General features: G+C 36.0%; 14 protein-coding genes and 2 tRNA genes. 7 read left to right on the top strand and 9 right to left on the bottom strand.

All coding sequences use genetic code 11. The features are described from left to right. Positions 1 to 37: 37 nt before the first annotated feature. Entirely contained in the window at positions 38 to 2,368 is a 2,331-nt protein-coding gene (locus QHH19_01360; GenBank protein ID MDH7516982.1) for a M14 family zinc carboxypeptidase, read from the bottom strand. A gap of 241 nt (positions 2,369 to 2,609) precedes the next feature. Here QHH19_01360 and QHH19_01355 point away from each other — a divergent pair, with 241 nt between their 5' ends. Then, positions 2,610 to 4,823, top strand: a complete 2,214-nt coding sequence (locus QHH19_01355) for a DUF6345 domain-containing protein (protein ID MDH7516981.1) — start codon at positions 2,610 to 2,612, stop codon at positions 4,821 to 4,823. A gap of 34 nt (positions 4,824 to 4,857) precedes the next feature. On the opposite strand, the gene QHH19_01350 is transcribed toward QHH19_01355, so the two are convergent. Then, on the bottom strand, positions 4,858 to 6,015 hold the full coding sequence (locus QHH19_01350) for a DUF763 domain-containing protein (protein MDH7516980.1): 1,158 nt from the start codon (positions 6,013 to 6,015) through the stop codon (positions 4,858 to 4,860). A gap of 319 nt (positions 6,016 to 6,334) precedes the next feature. Here QHH19_01350 and rqcH point away from each other — a divergent pair, with 319 nt between their 5' ends. Together rqcH and QHH19_01340 are read left to right on the top strand one after the other, a co-directional pair. After that, complete coding sequence (gene rqcH / locus QHH19_01345) at positions 6,335 to 8,308, top strand: ribosome rescue protein RqcH (protein ID MDH7516979.1); 1,974 nt, start codon at positions 6,335 to 6,337, stop codon at positions 8,306 to 8,308. Next, positions 8,308 to 9,351 (top strand): mRNA surveillance protein pelota, encoded by a 1,044-nt coding sequence (locus QHH19_01340; GenBank protein ID MDH7516978.1) that lies wholly within the window; start codon positions 8,308 to 8,310, stop codon positions 9,349 to 9,351. Before rqcH ends, QHH19_01340 begins: the two co-directional genes overlap by 1 nt. Positions 9,352 to 9,380: 29 nt before the next feature. Here QHH19_01340 and QHH19_01335 read toward each other — a convergent pair whose 3' ends face one another. The 3 genes from QHH19_01335 to QHH19_01325 form a co-directional block, all read right to left on the bottom strand. Next, positions 9,381 to 10,100: a hypothetical protein gene (locus QHH19_01335; protein ID MDH7516977.1), complete on the bottom strand. Its 720-nt coding sequence runs from the start codon at positions 10,098 to 10,100 to the stop codon at positions 9,381 to 9,383. 140 nt (positions 10,101 to 10,240) lie between these two features. Continuing rightward, entirely contained in the window at positions 10,241 to 11,272 is a 1,032-nt protein-coding gene (gene amrS, locus QHH19_01330; protein ID MDH7516976.1) for an AmmeMemoRadiSam system radical SAM enzyme, read from the bottom strand. A 68-nt stretch (positions 11,273 to 11,340) separates the two neighbouring features. Further along, positions 11,341 to 12,912 carry a cation:proton antiporter gene (locus QHH19_01325; GenBank protein MDH7516975.1) on the bottom strand — a complete coding sequence of 524 codons (1,572 nt, stop codon included), beginning with the start codon at positions 12,910 to 12,912 and terminating at the stop codon, positions 11,341 to 11,343. A 113-nt stretch (positions 12,913 to 13,025) separates the two neighbouring features. On the opposite strand from QHH19_01325, the gene QHH19_01320 reads away from it, so the two are divergent. Further along, the gene (locus QHH19_01320; GenBank protein MDH7516974.1) at positions 13,026 to 13,523 is read left to right on the top strand and encodes a CBS domain-containing protein; all 498 of its coding nucleotides are present in this window, start codon (positions 13,026 to 13,028) and stop codon (positions 13,521 to 13,523) included. 47 nt (positions 13,524 to 13,570) lie between these two features. On the opposite strand, the gene QHH19_01315 is transcribed toward QHH19_01320, so the two are convergent. Both QHH19_01315 and thiL read right to left on the bottom strand, forming a co-directional pair. Further along, positions 13,571 to 14,875, bottom strand: a complete 1,305-nt coding sequence (locus QHH19_01315; protein MDH7516973.1) for a caspase family protein — start codon at positions 14,873 to 14,875, stop codon at positions 13,571 to 13,573. Positions 14,876 to 14,946: 71 nt separating this feature from the next. Beyond that, a complete protein-coding gene (gene thiL, locus QHH19_01310; protein MDH7516972.1) occupies positions 14,947 to 15,930 on the bottom strand; it encodes a thiamine-phosphate kinase in 984 nt (327 codons plus the stop codon). Positions 15,931 to 16,011: 81 nt separating this feature from the next. Between thiL and purM the strand changes: the two genes are divergently transcribed. Next, positions 16,012 to 17,037 (top strand): phosphoribosylformylglycinamidine cyclo-ligase, encoded by a 1,026-nt coding sequence (gene purM, locus QHH19_01305; protein MDH7516971.1) that lies wholly within the window; start codon positions 16,012 to 16,014, stop codon positions 17,035 to 17,037. A 13-nt stretch (positions 17,038 to 17,050) separates the two neighbouring features. On the opposite strand, the gene QHH19_01300 is transcribed toward purM, so the two are convergent. Beyond that, the gene (locus tag QHH19_01300) at positions 17,051 to 17,791 is read right to left on the bottom strand and encodes a heparan-alpha-glucosaminide N-acetyltransferase (GenBank protein ID MDH7516970.1); all 741 of its coding nucleotides are present in this window, start codon (positions 17,789 to 17,791) and stop codon (positions 17,051 to 17,053) included. A 54-nt stretch (positions 17,792 to 17,845) separates the two neighbouring features. After that, a tRNA-Met gene (locus QHH19_01295) sits at positions 17,846 to 17,917 on the bottom strand. A gap of 220 nt (positions 17,918 to 18,137) precedes the next feature. On the opposite strand from QHH19_01295, the gene QHH19_01290 reads away from it, so the two are divergent. Then, entirely contained in the window at positions 18,138 to 18,353 is a 216-nt protein-coding gene (locus QHH19_01290; GenBank protein ID MDH7516969.1) for a hypothetical protein, read from the top strand. 73 nt (positions 18,354 to 18,426) lie between these two features. Beyond that, a tRNA-Leu gene (locus QHH19_01285) sits at positions 18,427 to 18,510 on the top strand. The last annotated feature ends 175 nt before the right edge of the window (positions 18,511 to 18,685 follow it).

Raw genomic sequence — 18,685 nt, 5'->3', positions numbered from 1 at the left:
TTTGTATCATAGGAGAGTTTTACCTAAATTTAGTGTTTTATCCCAACTTTAGTTTTAGTATAAGTTGTTTTATTAATGGTAATTGTTCTGTAATTTTTTCTAGGAATCTAATGAGTATTGAGTTGATTGTGATTTTACGTGGTACTGTAATTTCTAATAGAACCCATTCGCTTTCTGCACCAGAATTATCTTTTGCTTTTGCTTTTATTGTATATGCTCCTTTTTTGTTCCAAATATGTGATAATGTTATTTCTTCACCTGAGTTATATGGTCCTAGCCATCCAGTGTTTGTATTATCCCCCCAGTCAATGTAGTAAGAAACATTATCACCATCAGGATCTGTTGTTGAAATAGTGTATATGGATTCAGTCCCTGGTTTAGCTGTTTTTGGTCCGTCTATTGTTGGTTTGTTTGGTGGATTGTTTTGTACAAGTTGAACTATAACCTTTTTTATCGTACTGAAGTCCCCCCAGCCGTGTTGGGTGTTGTGTCCTTTTACTCTGTAGTAGTATGTACCGTTGGTTTTATCTGTTATGTCATAGAAGTTGTTGGTTATTGAGTTTGATAATGTGTTTATGTTGTTGAATTTAGGAACTGGTGATATATCATCTACGTAAAAACCCTCCTGTAAGGTATATTCATCGGTTGCATAACGGAATCTTATAAAAACAGAATCCCCAATGTAATTATCAAGACTGTATTCTTTATAAACCCAATTAGTAGATGAACCGCAAAATGAGTCTAATACCTCGTAGTATCGCCCGTCTCTACTGACTTCAACAAAAGCATAATCATATTTGTTCTCAGTATTGTACCAACACCAAAAAGATAATTTTGTATCCTCTTCAACAGGTAAAGGTACAACGGTTGTCATTGTTGAAACGTCATTATTTGCATATCTGGATTTATAACTAAAACTTGGGGAATGATATCTATTAGTAACAATAGTAAAACCATCTAAGTTCCACAAAGCAGAACCTGATTCAGCATCATCAGTATTTAAAACCAAATCTGTAAGTTCATCAAGTTGGAAATAATCAGGATTTGCATCAGGATTTTTCTCCTGCCAAGTAACAGTATAATTTCCATCTATATCAATGGGCAGCTCATCAATAATTGGAGGTATAACTCTGGGTACAACATTATTTTTTATGTTTTCAGCTTCTTGGAGTAAATATAGAGCTCCATCAAAATTTTCTTGGCAGATTTGATCAAGATAACTAGCTGAAGGTTGAAATGTTGAGCAAGCCTCTATTGTATAAGAGAACGTTGGTCTACCCTGTATATAATGACCATAACCATAAGACCAATCATTTGTGTCACCAGTTGTAGGATAAAGAGTACAACTTTGTTGAGGAGTATAGGTACCACTACCACTTTGGCGTGTAATTTTTGAGGCAATTCCTTCACCAATTTGTTTTAGGTAATTTTTATCAGGAGCATAGGCTGATGTATAACCCCAGGGCCACATAACAAGTTCGCTATATGTATGCCAACTGATAGATGCACAAATATCATTGTTAAGAAAGATATCACGTATTGCTTGTGTTTCATACTCTGAAAAAGGAGAAGGCCCACAATATACTTCTTGACTAGGTTCATGTGTGGCAGCTCGTTGAAAAACAGACCCCCATGATCCCCATGGATCACCATCACTGGAACCGCCATAGTTACGATTTAAATCAACACCTATTCCTCCTGAATAGGGTTTTCTGTTTTTACGCCAATCGTTACCCAAATCATGACAATAATAATAACCATCTGAATTAACACAAGCAACTAAGAAGAGTCGTACATTATTAACAATATTTGTAATTGTTGAATTACTACCATATTTAGAAGTTAATTGATTAGCAATAAATAAACAAATTTCAACTGTTGGCCATTCACGTGCATGATGTAAACCCATAAAAAATACACCAGGTTCACCTTCATCAACACCAGGGTTATCAGTTATCTCCAAGCACCAGATATTGCGACCTTCGTAGGTTGTACCAATGCTATAAAGACTAGTGATACTTGGGTAATTATTTGCTATGTTTTGGAGTATACTCTCAATCTGAGCTAGTGTATGATATGAGCCTCTAACTGAGTCTTCATATTTTTCCAGATCCCAGATGAGAACATCATAGTTTAGGTTTAAATTTTCTAAATCCGATAGCATATAAACTGGAATTATAACATCAACATATTCCCCAGTACGGGCACTTACAACTTCCATTTCACGAAGAATATCCAAATAGTTTTGATAAGAGTTAATTCTTACAAGCACCAGAGTAGAATCATCAGAGTTTTCATTCCCAGTCACAGGCATAACAACAGCGATCAACAGCGTAAATAAAAAAATGCTTGCTATCTTTTTTTTCATAAACCTTTCTCCCCAGATTAACAAACGTTAATACAATGGTTTATTATAAAATTTTGCATCATAACGAATAAGTATGATTTTATCGGTTTTTCTAAAGTTAATATGTTATTTTTTATAACTGGGCTTTTTTATTTTTTTGATATTTTTTCATTTCGCCAATTTTTCTAGATATATTTAAATAGTATTACTGACAAAGTATGACATGTTATATTGTAGCACCATACTTGTAGGTGATGAGGAGATGAAGAGAATTAAAAATAAACTTATTGTTTCAATACTAACTTTAACAATTATGATAGTTGCTTTATTTCCAGCAGTAAATGCAGGGCTAAGTATCGCAAGTAAGGATACAAGTGTAAATCTTACAACTTCAAACGATTCCAAACTATCTGATAATAATCTAAATAACAATCAAGATTCAAATAATAACCAAATATCTGATGATACATTAAGTAACAACAAACTATCAAATGCAAACAACAATGGCATAGGGAATGACTCATTAAGTAATGGGCAAATATCAGATGATATATCGTCTGGATATACAGAAAAACTCAACAAAACAACTGATGAATTAATGGGCACAATCGAAGGAGAGCTAGAAACCAAGGCTAAAATCGGTACTTTTTGGTGGTACAGGGGTGATGGTGGTCTGATATATGCTCAAGGTGATGCAAATGGTTTCGCTAACACATTAGCAGATGATGGTTGTATATGGTCGATTAACAAAAATAGTGAAGATAATGAGTTGTATGATTATTATATTCAGGATGGACCTAATGAGCTCGTTGACAATGTAGATATAGCATATTTTGTTGGGCATGGCGGCAAAACTGTTTTAGGGATTTACAAGCCCTTTAAATATACAATTTGGGATAATCCTTCTGTAGTAGAATCACTTTTGTGTAAATGGGGAGACGATGGCCCAAACAAATGGGTGGTGTTAGCAACTTGTTTCGCAGCACATGGAGGACTCTTAGGATTTCAAAGAGCATTAAAAGGAACAAATATGATCCTCGGGTGGGACACGATATGTAGTGACGCACTATATGGCCAAGTGTTTGCAAATAAAATAATAGAAGGGATGAAACTAAAAGAGGCATGGTTTGAGACAGCAGATGAATGCGAGCATGTTCATGCTAGGGCAAAGATTTTAGGTGAAGATGTATCTGTTGGTAACGATTACCTTAAAGGGTATGGAAGCTACGCAAACCCAGAAGTTGACTTATTATACACCTGGTGGACGCATGAAGTAAAAGGCTGGCAGGAAAATTATGATTGGGTTTCACCTGATAACCACAACAATCTATGGGAAAACCCAAGTCTATCTTATGATAACCATGATCCTGATTATGCCAATGACCCTCTATATAAGGCTGATACATATTCAATATTCAGAAACATAAATTCTGATAATCCTGATTGGACTGAACCCCTTGTTTTAACATTAGATGAACCAACAACAATAAGGGGTTTCCGGATAATAGCAAATAAATATGCCACTTATAATAGTGGAACCCATGTTGAAGAACCAGTTTTTGATAAAATGAAATTAAGCTTCTATGAAGATGGTAACGATCAGCCTGTAACAACAGTAATTCTAGATAATTGGGAAAGTAGAGCCTGGAGGATCATAGATTTTGAGGAAGGGGGCATATATCAGGCACAAGCAACAATTGTTGGAGAAAGAACGCCGACAGTTACGAGTGTGAAAATAGAGGTACACAAGATCACTAACAAGAGTTTCGATGAATATCCAGTCAGGATAAGCGAATTTGATTTCTGGAGTGTTTCAACACCTGATATACCTACACAAAATATGGGTTACAATATTGTACCTCAGCAATATAACGAAGAATTCTTTGGGTCCATAGCAAGCAGAATGGATATAAACGGAGATGTTGAATACAACGACAGCCAAGGAACATACAAGGTAGAAGACTATGAAAAATCCCTGAAATATGAGACGAAAACCGGTATTTTGAGTTATATCAACCCAAGTAAAGCATATCCAACAGCCTTCAGTAAACCTATGATACCCAATGATGCTGATGTAGAAGCTATAGCCAAGAACCTCCTAATAGAATGCGGGATACCAGCTAATGAGGTCAAAACTACATTAATTACCTATGATACACAAGGCTGCGGTAATAAAATCACGGGTGTTACCTTATACGAATGGATTATAACAAAAACTGTTTACCTAAAGAGGCAGATAAATGATGTAGCCCTACCAGGAACTATAAAGGTAACTATAGGAGAAAACGGTGATATTGCATCATTTAAAATTCCAATGCAAACATTAGAACAAACAACAAATCAAAATCAAAACACTCAAAACGTTCAGAATGCTGGTATGAACAACCAATTAATAAATCGGTTACATACCAGACTAATTTCGTTGATCTCATCGATTAAGTTCAATACTTCATCTATTTCTTCTAAATTCAATTAAACAAAAAATGTGTTGTTATAGGACATATTATTCATTATCTTAATTGTACAAGGCCATGTAGAGATGGATTTATAGGTGTCGGCAGAGTTGCATTACGGAGTCTTTTGAGAGCATATAGTTGCTCATGTTCACCTAATTTTGCTTTTTTAATCGCATCTTCTAACATTTCAATAGAATGGGAATAAGTTGACAAATCTACAGGATGAGGCACCCCATCTTTACCACCATGAGCAAAGGTGTAACGAATTGGGTCTTCCCAAGAAGGTTTCTCACCATAAATGAGATCAGAGATCAAAGCAAGTGCTCGAATAGTTTTTGGACCAACACCTTTTATAGCCAATAATTCTTCATAGTTTTTTGGCTGGAAGTCGTATATTTCTCTCATTTTTTGCCAGTCGATAGATTGTGGCATATCAAGATACTTAGGTTGTTGTTTATTTTGTTGGGGATACAGCCAATTATCCAGTGTTCGTTGATTTTCTGATCTGGTTAGTTCCGTCCAATCACATTTAAGATGTTGAGGGTTATCATTGACTAAATCAACAGATATTTTTTGAGCGGAGACGCTTTGTTTTGCTGTCATATCAAGTACTCTTTCTTGACGGTTGTTCCCAACGATTGCTTTATGTGGTTCACAAACGAAACTATCCATATTTTCTGAGAACCAGTGATACCGCCGTGCATACGATGTTTCATCGCACATCCCCTGTTGGATTACCGCCCATTTGCCTTTTTCAGAAAAGATGAGGACATGGTGATAGAGATCATATCCATCTTGTATAGCTGTGTTATCAACTTTCGCAGTCATACGACTAGAATACTGCAGCTCTTTGATCGAAGTAGTTGAAAGATTATAAAGTTCTCCAATTTTTTCGATTTCTTCTGGTGTTTTTCTCGATATTTTACCTTTCCCACCAGTAATCGCTAAACCAAATTCCTGCGGATCAATCGCCTCTTTTAATGCACCACAGGTCACAGTAGTACATCCCGAACTGTGCCAATCATAGCCGAGAACACATGACAGAGCTTGAAACCAAAAAGGATCAGATATTCTCCTTAAAAACTCGTCTCTTCCATATTCATAGACTATAACTTCAGTGATTTCTCTAGATAAAGCAACCATTCTCTTGAACAACCATCGTGGTGCTTTACCAGGATGAAGAGGAAGATTAGCAACACCAGTTCTCTGCATAACTAAATTTTTGATTAAAATAATCAAATATAACCTTTTTCCATGGGTCAACAAAAGTATTAAAGTTTTAAAGGCAAAGTTCCTGAATAGTTTCAATGACCCCTATTTTAAGTATATAAACAAGAAACAACAATACTACTATCAGATAAGACAGATGTTGCGGGGGACATGCCAGCCCCTTTCGGGGGTATGCTGGCATTTCTGCCACATTTAATGGTTTAGATTCATCCGACTCCTTCCAATCCCATCCTCCTCTCCTATTTTTTTTTTTGTTTTATACGACAGTCTTTTTTAATGATACAGCATACATATCTGAGTAATGAAACGAAAGTTATCATCATTTGATATCTATGTAATAATCAATGAACTGCAGGAACTGGTTGGATGTTACATAGATAAAATCTATCAACCTACTCATTACGAGTTAATTATTAGAGTTAGCAATAGTAAGACTAAGCAGAAAGAGAATTTGTTTATCAGAAACGGGGAGCTTATATGTCTCACTCAGAAGCAAATAGATGCACCTGTGAAGCCAACTAATTTTTCTATGGTTTTACGTAAACATTTGCTCAATGGTAGAATCTCTGAGATAACACAACATGGATTTGATAGGATCATCAAGTTAGGTACCAGTAAAAAAGAGGGAAACTATCTTTTGGTTTTAGAGTTTTTTTCAGATGGTAACATAATACTAGTTGATCCTGATGGAAAAATTGTTGCTCCATTAACCTCTCAGCGTTGGTCTATTAGGACTATAAAAACGCATGAGAAATATATGCCTCCGCCAGAGCAGGTTAATCCATTTGATCTTACTTTTGAGGAGTTTACAGAGATATTGAGTAAAAGTAAGGTGGATCTTGTTAGAACATTGGCGGTTAATGTTAATCTCAGTGGGCGTTATGCTGAAGAGGTATGCAGGAGAGCAGATGTTGATAAAAACATAAAAATCAAGGATTTAGATGAAAAAGATGTTAAGAGGATTTTTGCGGTTTTAAAAAAGTTTTTGGATCTGTTTAGAAACAAAGAGTTCAAACCGGTTTTAGTTAAAAAAGATGATGAGGTAGTTGATGTTTTGCCTTTTGAGTTTAAGGATTATTTTGATTATAGTTTTGAAAAAATAGATAGTTTCGCTAGAGCGTTGGATGTTTTTATTGATTTTGAAAAAGAGGAGAAACATGAGGTTAGTGTGAAAGATAAAAAAATCGAGAGGCTGCAAAGACAGCTTGTTCAACAGCAGGGTTCTGTGGTTGAGCTGGAAAAAAAGATGAATGAGAGGAAGTTCGAGGGGGACCTTATTTACCTGAATTTTCAACAAATCGATGCTTTGCTGAATGAGATTACTGAGGTACTTAGTCATAAGGATAAAGATGAAGGGGTTGAACGTATTAACAGGAATGAGTTTGTTAAAAATTTTGATCCTTTGTCTAATGAGCTTGTTGTTTTACTTAAGGATAAAGATGGTAAGAGTCATGAGGTGAGTCTTGATTTTCGTGTTAATGTTGCTGAGAATGCTAATAGGAAATATGATGAGAGTAAAAGGTTGAAAGATAAGTTGGTTGGTGCGCTTGAGTCTATTGAGAAAACAAAGGAGATGATAGAATTTGTTGAAAAACAGTCGTTTCATGAGGAGAAAAAGAGGACTAGGGAGTCTGGTAAAAGGTTTTGGTTTGAGGATTTCAGGTGGTTTATCTCTAGTGATGGTAATGTTGTTGTTGGGGGTAGGGATGCTGTTAGTAATGATAAGGTTGTAAAAAAATATCTTAGGGAGGGGGATCGTTATGCTCATGCTGATGTCCATGGTGCTCCTAGTTGTGTGATTAAAAGCAGGAATGTTAACGATGAATTAGTTCCGATTTCTGATAAGACTCTTGAGGAGGCTTGTTTGTTTGCCTCTGTTTATTCTAGGGCTTGGAAGCAGTTTGCTGAGGCGCAGGCGTATTGGGTTAACCCTGAGCAGGTGAGTAAGACTCCTGAGAGTGGGGAGTTTCTGCCGCGTGGTGCTTTTGTTATACGTGGTAAAAGAAACTATTGTAGGTGTAAGCTTGTTATGGCTGTTGGTGTTGTGAAGATAAATGGGATTAGGAAGGTTATGGGTGGTCCTGTTGATGCTGTAAAAAAGTTGTCTGATAAATACGTGGTATTGAGTCCTGGTGATATAAAAAAAAGTGTTGTAGCTAATAGGTTGGCAAGGGTGTTTGATGTCTCAACTGATGTTGTTGATAGGGTTCTACCACCTGGTGATTTAAATGTTGTTGAAACAGTTGGATTCAGGTTTGATCAGGGGGAAATATAGTGAGGTTAGTCCATAAGGATCTAAAACATGGTGAGATAAAGCTTGTGCCAGAGAACCTTGATGATATCTGGCATCTTTACAACATAATAGATGAGGGTGATCTAGTTAGGGCTGTTACTTTTAGGACTAGTGAGCAGAAGGATGATAAGATACGTTCTAAGAAAACAGAGAAGAAACGTATGAAACTAGGCATTAGGGTTAAGGAGGTAAAGTTTCATGAGTTCTCAGACAGGTTACGTGTACTAGGAGTTATAGAGGAAGGACCTCAGAACCTTGGTTCATACCATACGTTTAACATAGAGGCAGAGCAGATAGAACCAATCACGATAGTTAAAGAGGAATGGAAGGATCATCAGCTTAAACGCATAGAGGAGGCTGTGAAACTTAGTTACCAACCCATAGTGGTTTTTGTGTCACTTGATGATGACTCTGCTACTGTAGCTGTTCTCAGACAGAGTGGTGTACAATGGATCGCTGACATTGACTCTAAAAGATCTGGTAAGATGTACGAGAGTGAGGATAAAACAAATGAGTATTACGGTGAGATAATATCTCTGATTAAAAACTATAAGAAAAAGGATTCACCATTGGTTGTAGTAGGACCAGGTTTCACAAAAGAACATCTCATAGAATATGGTAAAAACAAAGACAAAACACTTTTTGAAAAATGTTACTCACATGGGACTAGCACTGCTGGCATGAATGGTGTACAAGAAGCTATAAAAACAGGGGTTGTAGAAAAAATAACAAAAGAAAACAGGGTGGTTTTTGAGACGAAACTAGTTGAAAAACTTTTTGAGGAAATCAAAAAAGATGGGCTGGCAACCTACGGTGAAAAAGAGGTAACAGGGGCTTTGAATAGTGGTGCCGTAGAGAGATTGTTGGTGTCAGATTTTATTATTAGAACAACAAATGGTGAAGAACTGCTTAAGCTTGCAAAAAAAACAAACAGTGAATTCACCATAATAAATAGTATGAATGAGGCTGGTAAAAAACTAGAAGGACTTGGCGGGATAGCAGCACTGCTAAGATTTAAAATATGAAGAGAAAGAAGGAAAAAAAAGTATGTTTTTTAGATACGACCAAAGTTACCGATAGAAGTTATTCTACCAAGATAAGAGGTTTCTTTAGCTGGTGGTTCCTCTGGAGGAAGTTCCTCACCAGATTCTTCTATCATTGGTGTGTAGTACTCATAAGTGACCTTCAAATTGAAACCATTGCCCTTGTCTTTCAGGAATTTTAGTAACCTGATGATTCTTTCCCCAGTTTTAACACTAGCAGTAACATCAAAGGAGGCGCTGTTTTTATCACTGAACATGTCATTTATAATATCTTCTGCAGCAGTAGTATCATTTGCTTCAACAGAATCAACTGTTGGAATATCATTTATATTAAATGTAAAGGTTTTATTTCCGCTTCCTTTATCACTATATAGCTCAGTTTTTCCGCCGAGGCTTATTTTGACTGTTAATGTATCATATCCTCTTTTAAGGATTAAACCATAGATATGATCATCTTTCCATGTTATTTGAACATCGGCAGAAGTTAAAACACTTCCCTCAGGCACATCAACACTAAAATTACCATTATATGGCTTCTTTTTTTCTGCATATAAGTTGGTTATGGTCTTCTGGCCAGTTTGTCTAGTCCAAATGACATCATATGTTTTTGTCATCGGAGTTATGGTTATTTCTGGAGCTGGCTCTTGGTACAAAACTATTGCAAATGCTGCTACAATCAGTATAACTACTGCTGAGACGGTTATAATTTTATCATTTCTACTTAGCACCATAGGTTCACCATTTTTAGTTTTTTTAATAGGTAATTTTATTTTTCTATATTTATAAGTATATTATCCCCTTTATTAATCTTTCTACTTGTTTATTACCTATTTACCTATTATATAGATATAATATATAAGATTCTACCTTTTTAAATTTTTTGTTTTTTATAATTATCTATTATCATTGGAATTGGGTTATTACATTTTAAGCATTTGCCATCCTTTAAACCACAGATATTTGTGGAATAACCAAGTCTCTCAACGCAAAGATTCCCACAACTAGGACAATACGTATTCTCATAGTCTCCATGGGGAACATTACCCAGATAAGGATATAAAATGCCTGATTCTTTTGCTACATTGAATATTTTTTGAAGGGTGTGCATAGGAGTCATTGGTACACCAAGCAACCTGTTATCTGGATGGAAACGAGAGAAATGAACCGGTGTGTCATCACCTAGTTTTTCTACAACCCAGTTACAGAACTTTTTGATCTCATCTATAGAGTCATTATAACCTGGTATTACAAGGTATGTTAGTTCTATATATATTTCTAGCTTTTTTGAGAGTTCACATGTTTGTAGCACTGGTTGTAGTTTTGCTTTGCATATCTTTTTGTAGAATTCCTCTGTGAATGCTTTTACGTCTATGTTCATCGCATCTAGGTATTTTGATAGTTCTTTTAGCGGTTCTTCGTTAATATAACCGTTAGTTACATATACTGTGTATAGCCCCTGTTTTTTTGTTAAAACCATGGAATCGTAGCTATATTCGTGCCATATGGTAGGCTCGTTATATGTCCATGCTATGCCTCTGCAACCATGTTGTTTTGCTAGTGAGACTGCTTCTTCTGGCATAATGTTTTTTATAAAAAAAACATCTGGTGTAGCAGTTGATATAGTGTAGTTTTGGCAGTGTTCGCATTTAAAGTTACATCCCACAGTACCAAGTGAGAATGCGTCTGTACCAGGGTAAAAATGGTACAACGGCTTTTTTTCTATAGGATCTGAAGCTATAGATGAACAAGAGCCATATATCAGGGTGTATAGTTTACCATCCTCATTCTTGCGTACGTTGCATATACCGGTTTTGCCATCGTTTATTTTGCAGTTATGTGGGCAGAGATGGCATTGAACCTTTTTGTCAGCTAGCTTCTCCCAAAATTTTGCTTCTTTCTTCATTATTATGGTCTATATAAGTAGAATAAGGTGTTTATATATATTGTTCTTGAGGGGAAACACAATGTGGTTTAAAAATCAGGTTTTTTGTTTTGAGAAAAAAGGTATTTTGTGGTTAGAAAAGCTAGTGTTGTACCAATGAAAATACCGATCATAGCAACAATTTTTTGGTTTAATGGAAGGTTTTGTATTGCAAAACCACATATCAAGATGGTTATTGCCCCTATTATGTATTTTATGTATCTATCGTTTACATGTATTGTTTGATGTCGTATATTTGGAGGGTTTTTAGTTTGAACTGGTATAAACATTTTGCAGGAATCGCAGTACCACCCGTCTTTATTAGGGATTAATCTAAGCGGGTAATTGCAAATTGAGCAGTGAGGGTACGGGTAGAACAAGGATTTGGTTTTTCTTTTCCCTATACTTTTTAACAGGGTTGATACCATACTCCTCTTTAGCAAAGGCGGGGTTATCAAAGCACTTGTTATAATCAGTAGTAACGTAGCTATTTTCACTTGTTCAGCAAGAATACCTGTTGGGTCACCAAAAATTCCTTTATCTATCTCAGTGGTCACAATAATTAGTGCTACACCCATAACCGGCATCATTCCGATGCCAACACTTACTGATTCTTTTCTGGTTAATCCTGATAGTTTTGCTCCTATAAACCCTCCGAAAAAATTCCCTAAGAGAGCAAAAACGACAAAAAAGGTGATAAATAATATGAGACCAATGAGTTGTTGAGATTGAACGCTAAGAAGATAGATAAAATCGAAACTTGCACCAACGTATACGAAGAAAAGCGGTATAAAAAAAGCGTACCCTATTGTTTTAATGTAGTCAGCTAGTACATTAGCCTGTGGTGTTTTACGGATGAAAAGACCTGCTATAAAAGCCCCTATTATAGCTGTTAACCCCATGTTTTCTGCAAATGCTGCAAAAAAGAAACATATTATCAAACCTGTTGTGAGAATAATTATCGGTGCTTTCCTTTTCACATTATTTTTTGATGAATGACGGACTATGATAAATCCTAGGAGTAGTGCTAAAACGAAAAAGGAAATAACTTGAAAAACTAATGTAACAGGGTTTCCATTACTGAATACTAACGCAAAAATTATTATCGCCAGAATATCGTTAATAACAACGGCTGTATGAATAGCTAAACCTACACGGGTGGTAAACATATCTGCATCAGCTAGAATCCTTATAGCTATCGTGGCAGATGTAGCCAAAAATATCGCACCGAGAGCCATACTCTGTGTAACATTTAAACCGAATGTTAAACCAAATATACACCCAAATATAAAAGGAACAACAACACCAAATATGCCGACAAAAAAACCTGCTTTTTTTGTTTTTTTCAGATCACTCATGTTGGTTTCTAGCCCAACCATAAATAATAGGAAAATTACGCCAATGAAAGCAATTTCTTTAAACTCAGGGGATCTTAAATTTAAGCTGAAATGAAACAAAGAGGAACCAAATAGCATAATGGATCCTGAGAGAGAACCTATACAGCATGGGCCTAGGAGTATTCCAGCGAGTATTTCTCCTATAACACCTGGCTGCTTTAGCTTTTCAAATAAAAGGTTTAAAAGTTTTGCGAAAACGATTGCTAGAGTAATCTCAAGTAACATATTGTGCATCCCTTTTGTTAAAATGTATAATAATAAATCAGATATTTAAAAGCATGTGAAAATTTACAGACCAAGTTTAAATACAGTTAGTTTGATTATCTACTGGAAAAAAAATGAGTGAGGAAAAAGATTTTATAAAGAAACTATACAATCTCAAAGTAAAGGATCTTATGGAGCCTATAAACCAAGATATGCCTCTTGTGGAGAAAAATGATGATATATCCTCTGTGTTATCTTTTTTGGGTAAAAAAGACCATGTCTGGGTTGTTGACAGCAGAGAAACATTACGCATATTAGGTGTAATCACAGAATATGATACCCTATCACTTTTTTCACCACTGTATACGCCTCTACAGTATTTTGATAAACCCCCTATTCAATCTTTTCACTATGGGCTTGATATAAATGTTGAGGAGGTTATGTCAAAGAACCCGATATCAACATTCTTTGAAGAGAAAATCATGGATGTTATACTAAAGATGAAACAGCATAAGGTTAAACAACTTCCTGTTGTTGACAAAGATAACAAGCTGTTAGGTGAGATAAAACTACGTCATCTGATAGATAGTTATACAAAAGAACAATCTTCTACCAAGGAAGCAAATAAGTAACAAAAGCCGTAGTTATCAATAAAAAAAAATAAGGCATAAACTTTTTTTTATAGATGCATACCACGGAGACTACGGATAACACCCCGGTTTGGGTATTGGTCGTTTATCTGCGGCTCCATCTTCTGGTAATCATCAAAAACTTTACTGGTTCTAAGCATGTATCTAGCGTAATAGAATGCTTCTTCAACCGAGACTTTACCATCTTTGAAAAACTTGAGTAGTGTTCGTCTACCTGTTTTACTTATCCCTGGTCTGAAACCATCTGCTTTACCTGTTGTGAGACCATCAAACCATAGAAGCGTAAACAATGGACCCTGTGTTGTGCTAGCGTAGCCTGACCTGAATTTACTTGCACCTGTCATAACAACCCTGCCAGGCTTTGGTATGCCTGAGTGAAGTAGAAATAATGTTGGCAGGTTAAGTATTGTTTTGTCAGCAAAACCACCACTGTAACAGGCATCAACGATTATACATGTTTTCTTTGATCTTAGACTAGATAAAAGTTTACCGAGTTCTGAGTCTGTAACTACTTCATTGTTCCATAAAAAGAGGGAGCTTTTCTCCAAGATTTTACCACCAGTTAACTGGTTGTTTTGGTCACCATATCCATGTCCAAAAAACCAGATGAAAACCTCGCTATCACTATATTGGTTTGACTGTTGTATCACGTATTTTATAGCAGCTTCCATATTCGCCTTTGTGGCACCACCATAGGCAACATCATATTTGTGTACACGTTCCTGAAGAGGTTTTATTCTAGTACCATAACCATTCTCTGCTCTTATCCAACCATCATCAAAGAGAATAACTATGTTTGACGTGGGGTAACCACAATTTTCTATTAGATAGGTTGCAATGTTTTCTGCAAGATAAAGACCACCATTGCCTAGTTTGCTTTCGTTTTTCTCAGGGTAGTTTGCAGCAGCAACAAAAACAGCCCATTTATGTGCATCTGAATCACTAATCTCAGGGTTGCTAACCACAAGAGTTATCTCATCTATATCAGAGTAGCTTGCACCATCCCATGCACGTGCATAAACAGAATAATACCCATTTGTTATATTGTATGTCCTCCAATCATAACTCCAATTAGTGACACCATCAACTATACACCATTCCCCATCACCGATTTTAACCTCAACATTTATCAAAGTATCGTTACCATCCTCATCGTAGGCGAGACCACCTATCATCACAATCCCAAAAACAGTTGTTTTACTACACGGGTAGAGGATTTCCACCACAGGCTTCTCATTGTATACTCTATCCTCACCCATACACCCAGCTAACAATGGTGTCATGACTATGATAAATATGAGAAATGCTAGTATCCTCTTGCTCATACTACTCATATATAGGTTTCCGTATTCATTATTTAAAAGCTTTGTTTAACATATATTATCCAATATAACATAACTACTACTCAGCATCTTCTTTTTATAAAATGCTCATAACCCCTGTTTTCAAGAACTCGTATTTTACCGTTGCTTTTAACAATAATCTTTCGTTCCTTTATCACTCTACCAATTTTAGTCAGACTACCCCCTATGTTTTCTATGGTCTCCTGAGCTTTTTTAAAACTATCCAGAGGTATCGTTACAAGTAGCTCGTAATCACCACCAAAATGCATAGCATAAGAATACACATCAAAACCATGTTTCTCTCCTAGTTTAAGCAACATCGGTGAGAGAGGTATTTCCTCCTTGTCTACCTCAAAACCAACCTTGTTTAAACCCTGTAGCTGGTATAGTGATGATGATAAACCATCTGATATATCCATAGAAGATGTTACTACTTTTGTTTTAGCCAACATTTCACCCTCTTTTATTTTTGGAACTGGCTCCAACAAACCCTTTAGAATCTCTCTGTTTCTATTACCATGTCTTATAGCATAATAACCAGCTGCTGCCCTACCAAGTACTCCTGTAACAGCAATGACATCACCAGGTTTTGCCCCTTTCCTACCCATAAACTCATCTTTTTTAACTAAACCAAAAGCTGTTCCACATAACGTGATTTCATCATTCTCCTTTGTATCCCCACCAACAATCACTGTGTTGTTCTGGGTTGCACATCTATCAGCACCCCTCATCAAATCCCTAAGAAAACGTTCTGACGTGTTTCTTGGCAAACCAAGCGACAACACCAGCCCAAGGGGTGTTCCACCCTTGGCAGCTATATCACTAAGGTTGATTGCAACAATGAACCATCCTATTTGCCATGGGCTCATTATTTCAGGGATATGGTTTTTCTCAGAAATCATATCAGTTGTGACTAAAAGATAGTTTTTACCAAAAGCAAAAGCAGCGCAATCATCCCCTATCCCAACCGCGATTTTTCCTTTAGATAAAATATTAGAAATTATCTGTATAGCTTTTCTTTCCCCAAAATCTGATAACCTTTTCACAATTAACCACAATCCGGTATAATTCAAAAAGTTTATGACAGCAATAGTGTTTTCGCTTTATAGGATAAGGAGGCAGTTAATTTGAAGAAAATGACATACGCGGACAGCGGCGTTGATATCTTTAAAAAAGAACATGCTATCGAGGAGCTTTTATCAAGTATTAAAACTAAGAGAAAAGGCGTTGGTAGACCCATGGGCGGTCATTATGCTGGTTTAGTTGAGTTTGGTGACTATGCACTTGTTTTATGTACAGATGGTGTAGGTACCAAGGTGAAAATCGCCTCTGCGTTGAAAAAATGGGATACTATTGGTATTGATTGTATCGCTATGAATGTTAATGATGCCTTGTGTGTTGGTGCAGAACCAATAGCATTTGTTGATTACCTCGCGATGGATAACCCTGACCCATATATTACTCGTGAGATAGGTAAAGGTTTGCAGAAGGGTGCTGAGCTGGCTAATATTTCGATTGTTGGTGGTGAAACAGCTGATCTACCAGAGCTAATTAATGGTTTTGATTTAGCTGGGACATGTCTTGCTTATGTGGAAAAAAAACGTATTGTTCTCGGTGAGAAAATTCTTCCAGGTGATGTTATAATTGGTCTTAGTAGTAGTGGTATACATTCAAATGGTTATACGCTCGCCCGCAAGGTTGTAGAAATAGCTGGCTTCAAATATATTGACAAATTCCCTGATGGTTTGTATCCTGGTAAAACAATTGGGGAGGTTATGTTGACTCCAACAAAGATATATGTTAAGGAGATAGTTGAGTTGTTAAAAAAGGTTGATGTACATGGTCTAGCGCATATAACTGGTAGTGGTTTACGTAACCTACCAAGGCTCAAGGGAGATGTGAAATATGTTATAGAAGACCCGTTTGAGCCGCAGCCGATTTTCAAGTTCATACAGAAATATGGGAATGTCGATGATAAAGAGATGTATCATACATTCAACATGGGTATGGGTTTCGTAGTAATTGTATCAAAGGATGATACGGCTGAGACTCTGAGGGTTCTAAAGAAACATTCCAGTGCTAAGGCAAAGGTTGTGGGTGTAATAAAAAAAGGTAGTGGCGTTGAGGTACCAAGCCTCTTTATAAAATACTAAAAAAGAGTTTTTTTTACAAAAATATTAGATGGATAACTGCTATGATTATCAGTTGATGTAAGAGATAGATTACCAGTGAATGTCTACCTAAGAAACACATAAAACGGATAACAATATTTTGTGAGATATCATTTAGTTTAAATTTTCTTTCGTTGTCTTTGTAAAAGGTGTTTCCTAAGAAAACACCAAGTAGTACCACACCAAACCATGGGAGAAGCGGAAAGTAATCCAGTGTATAAAAACTGGAGGGTATAAAACCTAACCATAACAAGTAGCTGAACTCAAACCTCATTGTCCTTAGTAAAACACCTAGAAGAATTAGTATTACTCCTATTACAAGGTTTTCAAACCTGTATTTTATCAGCGGGTAAGCAAGAATAATTGATACGCCTATGCAGTGTAGCACCCCAAATATTATGAATCCCTCTTTTAAGTAAAACCATGTGACAAGGGTAATAATTAGGCCTAAACAAAAAACCCAGAGTCCTCTTTTTAAAAATTTTAGTTGCAGTTGTTTTTTTGTTAAATTTTTTTGTGCCCTTGAGTAACTAAGTGTTAATGATATACCAACTAGTAACAGAAACATCGCTCCTATAGGATATAAAAAAATCAACATAGGAGCTGAATATATAGCTGTCTTGTAGATTTTGAAATAGTTTAAATCAAATATTATGTGATAGATGATCATCATTATTATTGCTATTCCACGTAATAAATCAATTTCCCAGAAACGTTCTATTGGTTTGTTTTTCACAAAGATATGTTGAAACAAATGTTGTTTATAAACATTGATAAAAAAAAGGTGTAGTAGCGGGGAATGGATTTGAACCATTGATCTACGGGTTATGGGCCCGTCGGGATCTCCGAACTACCCCACCCTTATAGGCACCACCACTTTGGATGGTCGCTCGCTATGATTGGGTAGTTTTGTATCCCCGCCAATACAATAGATATGTCTTTCGTGAATATAGGTTCGTATACTTAAACTTAGTACATAAAAATTTGTTATCACAACAAAAATTTTTTGATTTAGAAACTTATAAATACTGGTAAGAAGGCTTTTATTATAGTAATAAATAATGTATAGTGGGGAAGTGTAGATGGAGAAGAATAAGATTGAGACCCATTTGGTTGTTAGGCAGTCAAAATTTCCCACAGTCTGCATATCTTGTAATAAAACCATTGGTGCTGACGAGATACATTATGTAGAAGAGGGAAAAAGCGAGCATCTTCATTCCTTGATTGCTAGGAAGTTTTGTCCCTCTTGTTATGCAAAGTATGGGGAGCAGATTCTTCTAAAAGGACCTGAAAAGTAAATATTATTTCTAAAAATTGCTGGAACTTTCGAAAACATTTTTCATTAAGTTTGTTATTAGTGTTCTTAATTTTGCAGGGGTGCCCAAGCTTGGTTAAGGGGCAGGGCTTAGGACCCTGTGACGTAGGTCATCGAGAGTTCAAATCTCTCCCCCTGCATCTTTTATTTAAACTGTTTAACATAAAAAATGAATTAAAAAAATAAGATGAATTAATCTAATTTTCTGGCTTCATCCCGAAATAAATAATTAAAGAAAAAAAAAACATTCATTTTTTTCCTATTAGATGGGATGTGCCAAGAAAAGGATAAAACCCAAAAGTTGCTAACCATGTA

It is taken from the genome of Candidatus Thermoplasmatota archaeon, from assembly GCA_029907305.1.
Taxonomy (GTDB): domain Archaea; phylum Thermoplasmatota; class E2; order DHVEG-1; family DHVEG-1; genus JARYMC01.
Note: the sequence above shows the minus strand (reverse complement) of the source record. Positions and strands in the feature narration are given on the sequence as shown.

Excerpts from the sequence above, each read along its gene's own strand:
- QHH19_01360 (MDH7516982.1), bottom strand. The coding sequence starts at position 2,368 with ATGAAAAAAAAGATAGCAAGCATTTTTTTATTTACGCTGTTGATCGCT.
- QHH19_01355 (MDH7516981.1), top strand. The coding sequence starts at position 2,610 with ATGAAGAGAATTAAAAATAAACTTATTGTTTCAATACTAACTTTAACA.
- QHH19_01350 (MDH7516980.1), bottom strand. The coding sequence starts at position 6,015 with ATGCAGAGAACTGGTGTTGCTAATCTTCCTCTTCATCCTGGTAAAGCA.
- rqcH (MDH7516979.1), top strand. The coding sequence starts at position 6,335 with ATGAAACGAAAGTTATCATCATTTGATATCTATGTAATAATCAATGAA.
- QHH19_01335 (MDH7516977.1), bottom strand. The coding sequence starts at position 10,100 with ATGGTGCTAAGTAGAAATGATAAAATTATAACCGTCTCAGCAGTAGTT.
- amrS (MDH7516976.1), bottom strand. The coding sequence starts at position 11,272 with ATGAAGAAAGAAGCAAAATTTTGGGAGAAGCTAGCTGACAAAAAGGTT.
- QHH19_01325 (MDH7516975.1), bottom strand. The coding sequence starts at position 12,912 with ATGTTACTTGAGATTACTCTAGCAATCGTTTTCGCAAAACTTTTAAAC.
- QHH19_01320 (MDH7516974.1), top strand. The coding sequence starts at position 13,026 with ATGAGTGAGGAAAAAGATTTTATAAAGAAACTATACAATCTCAAAGTA.
- QHH19_01315 (MDH7516973.1), bottom strand. The coding sequence starts at position 14,875 with ATGAGTAGTATGAGCAAGAGGATACTAGCATTTCTCATATTTATCATA.
- QHH19_01290 (MDH7516969.1), top strand. The coding sequence starts at position 18,138 with ATGGAGAAGAATAAGATTGAGACCCATTTGGTTGTTAGGCAGTCAAAA.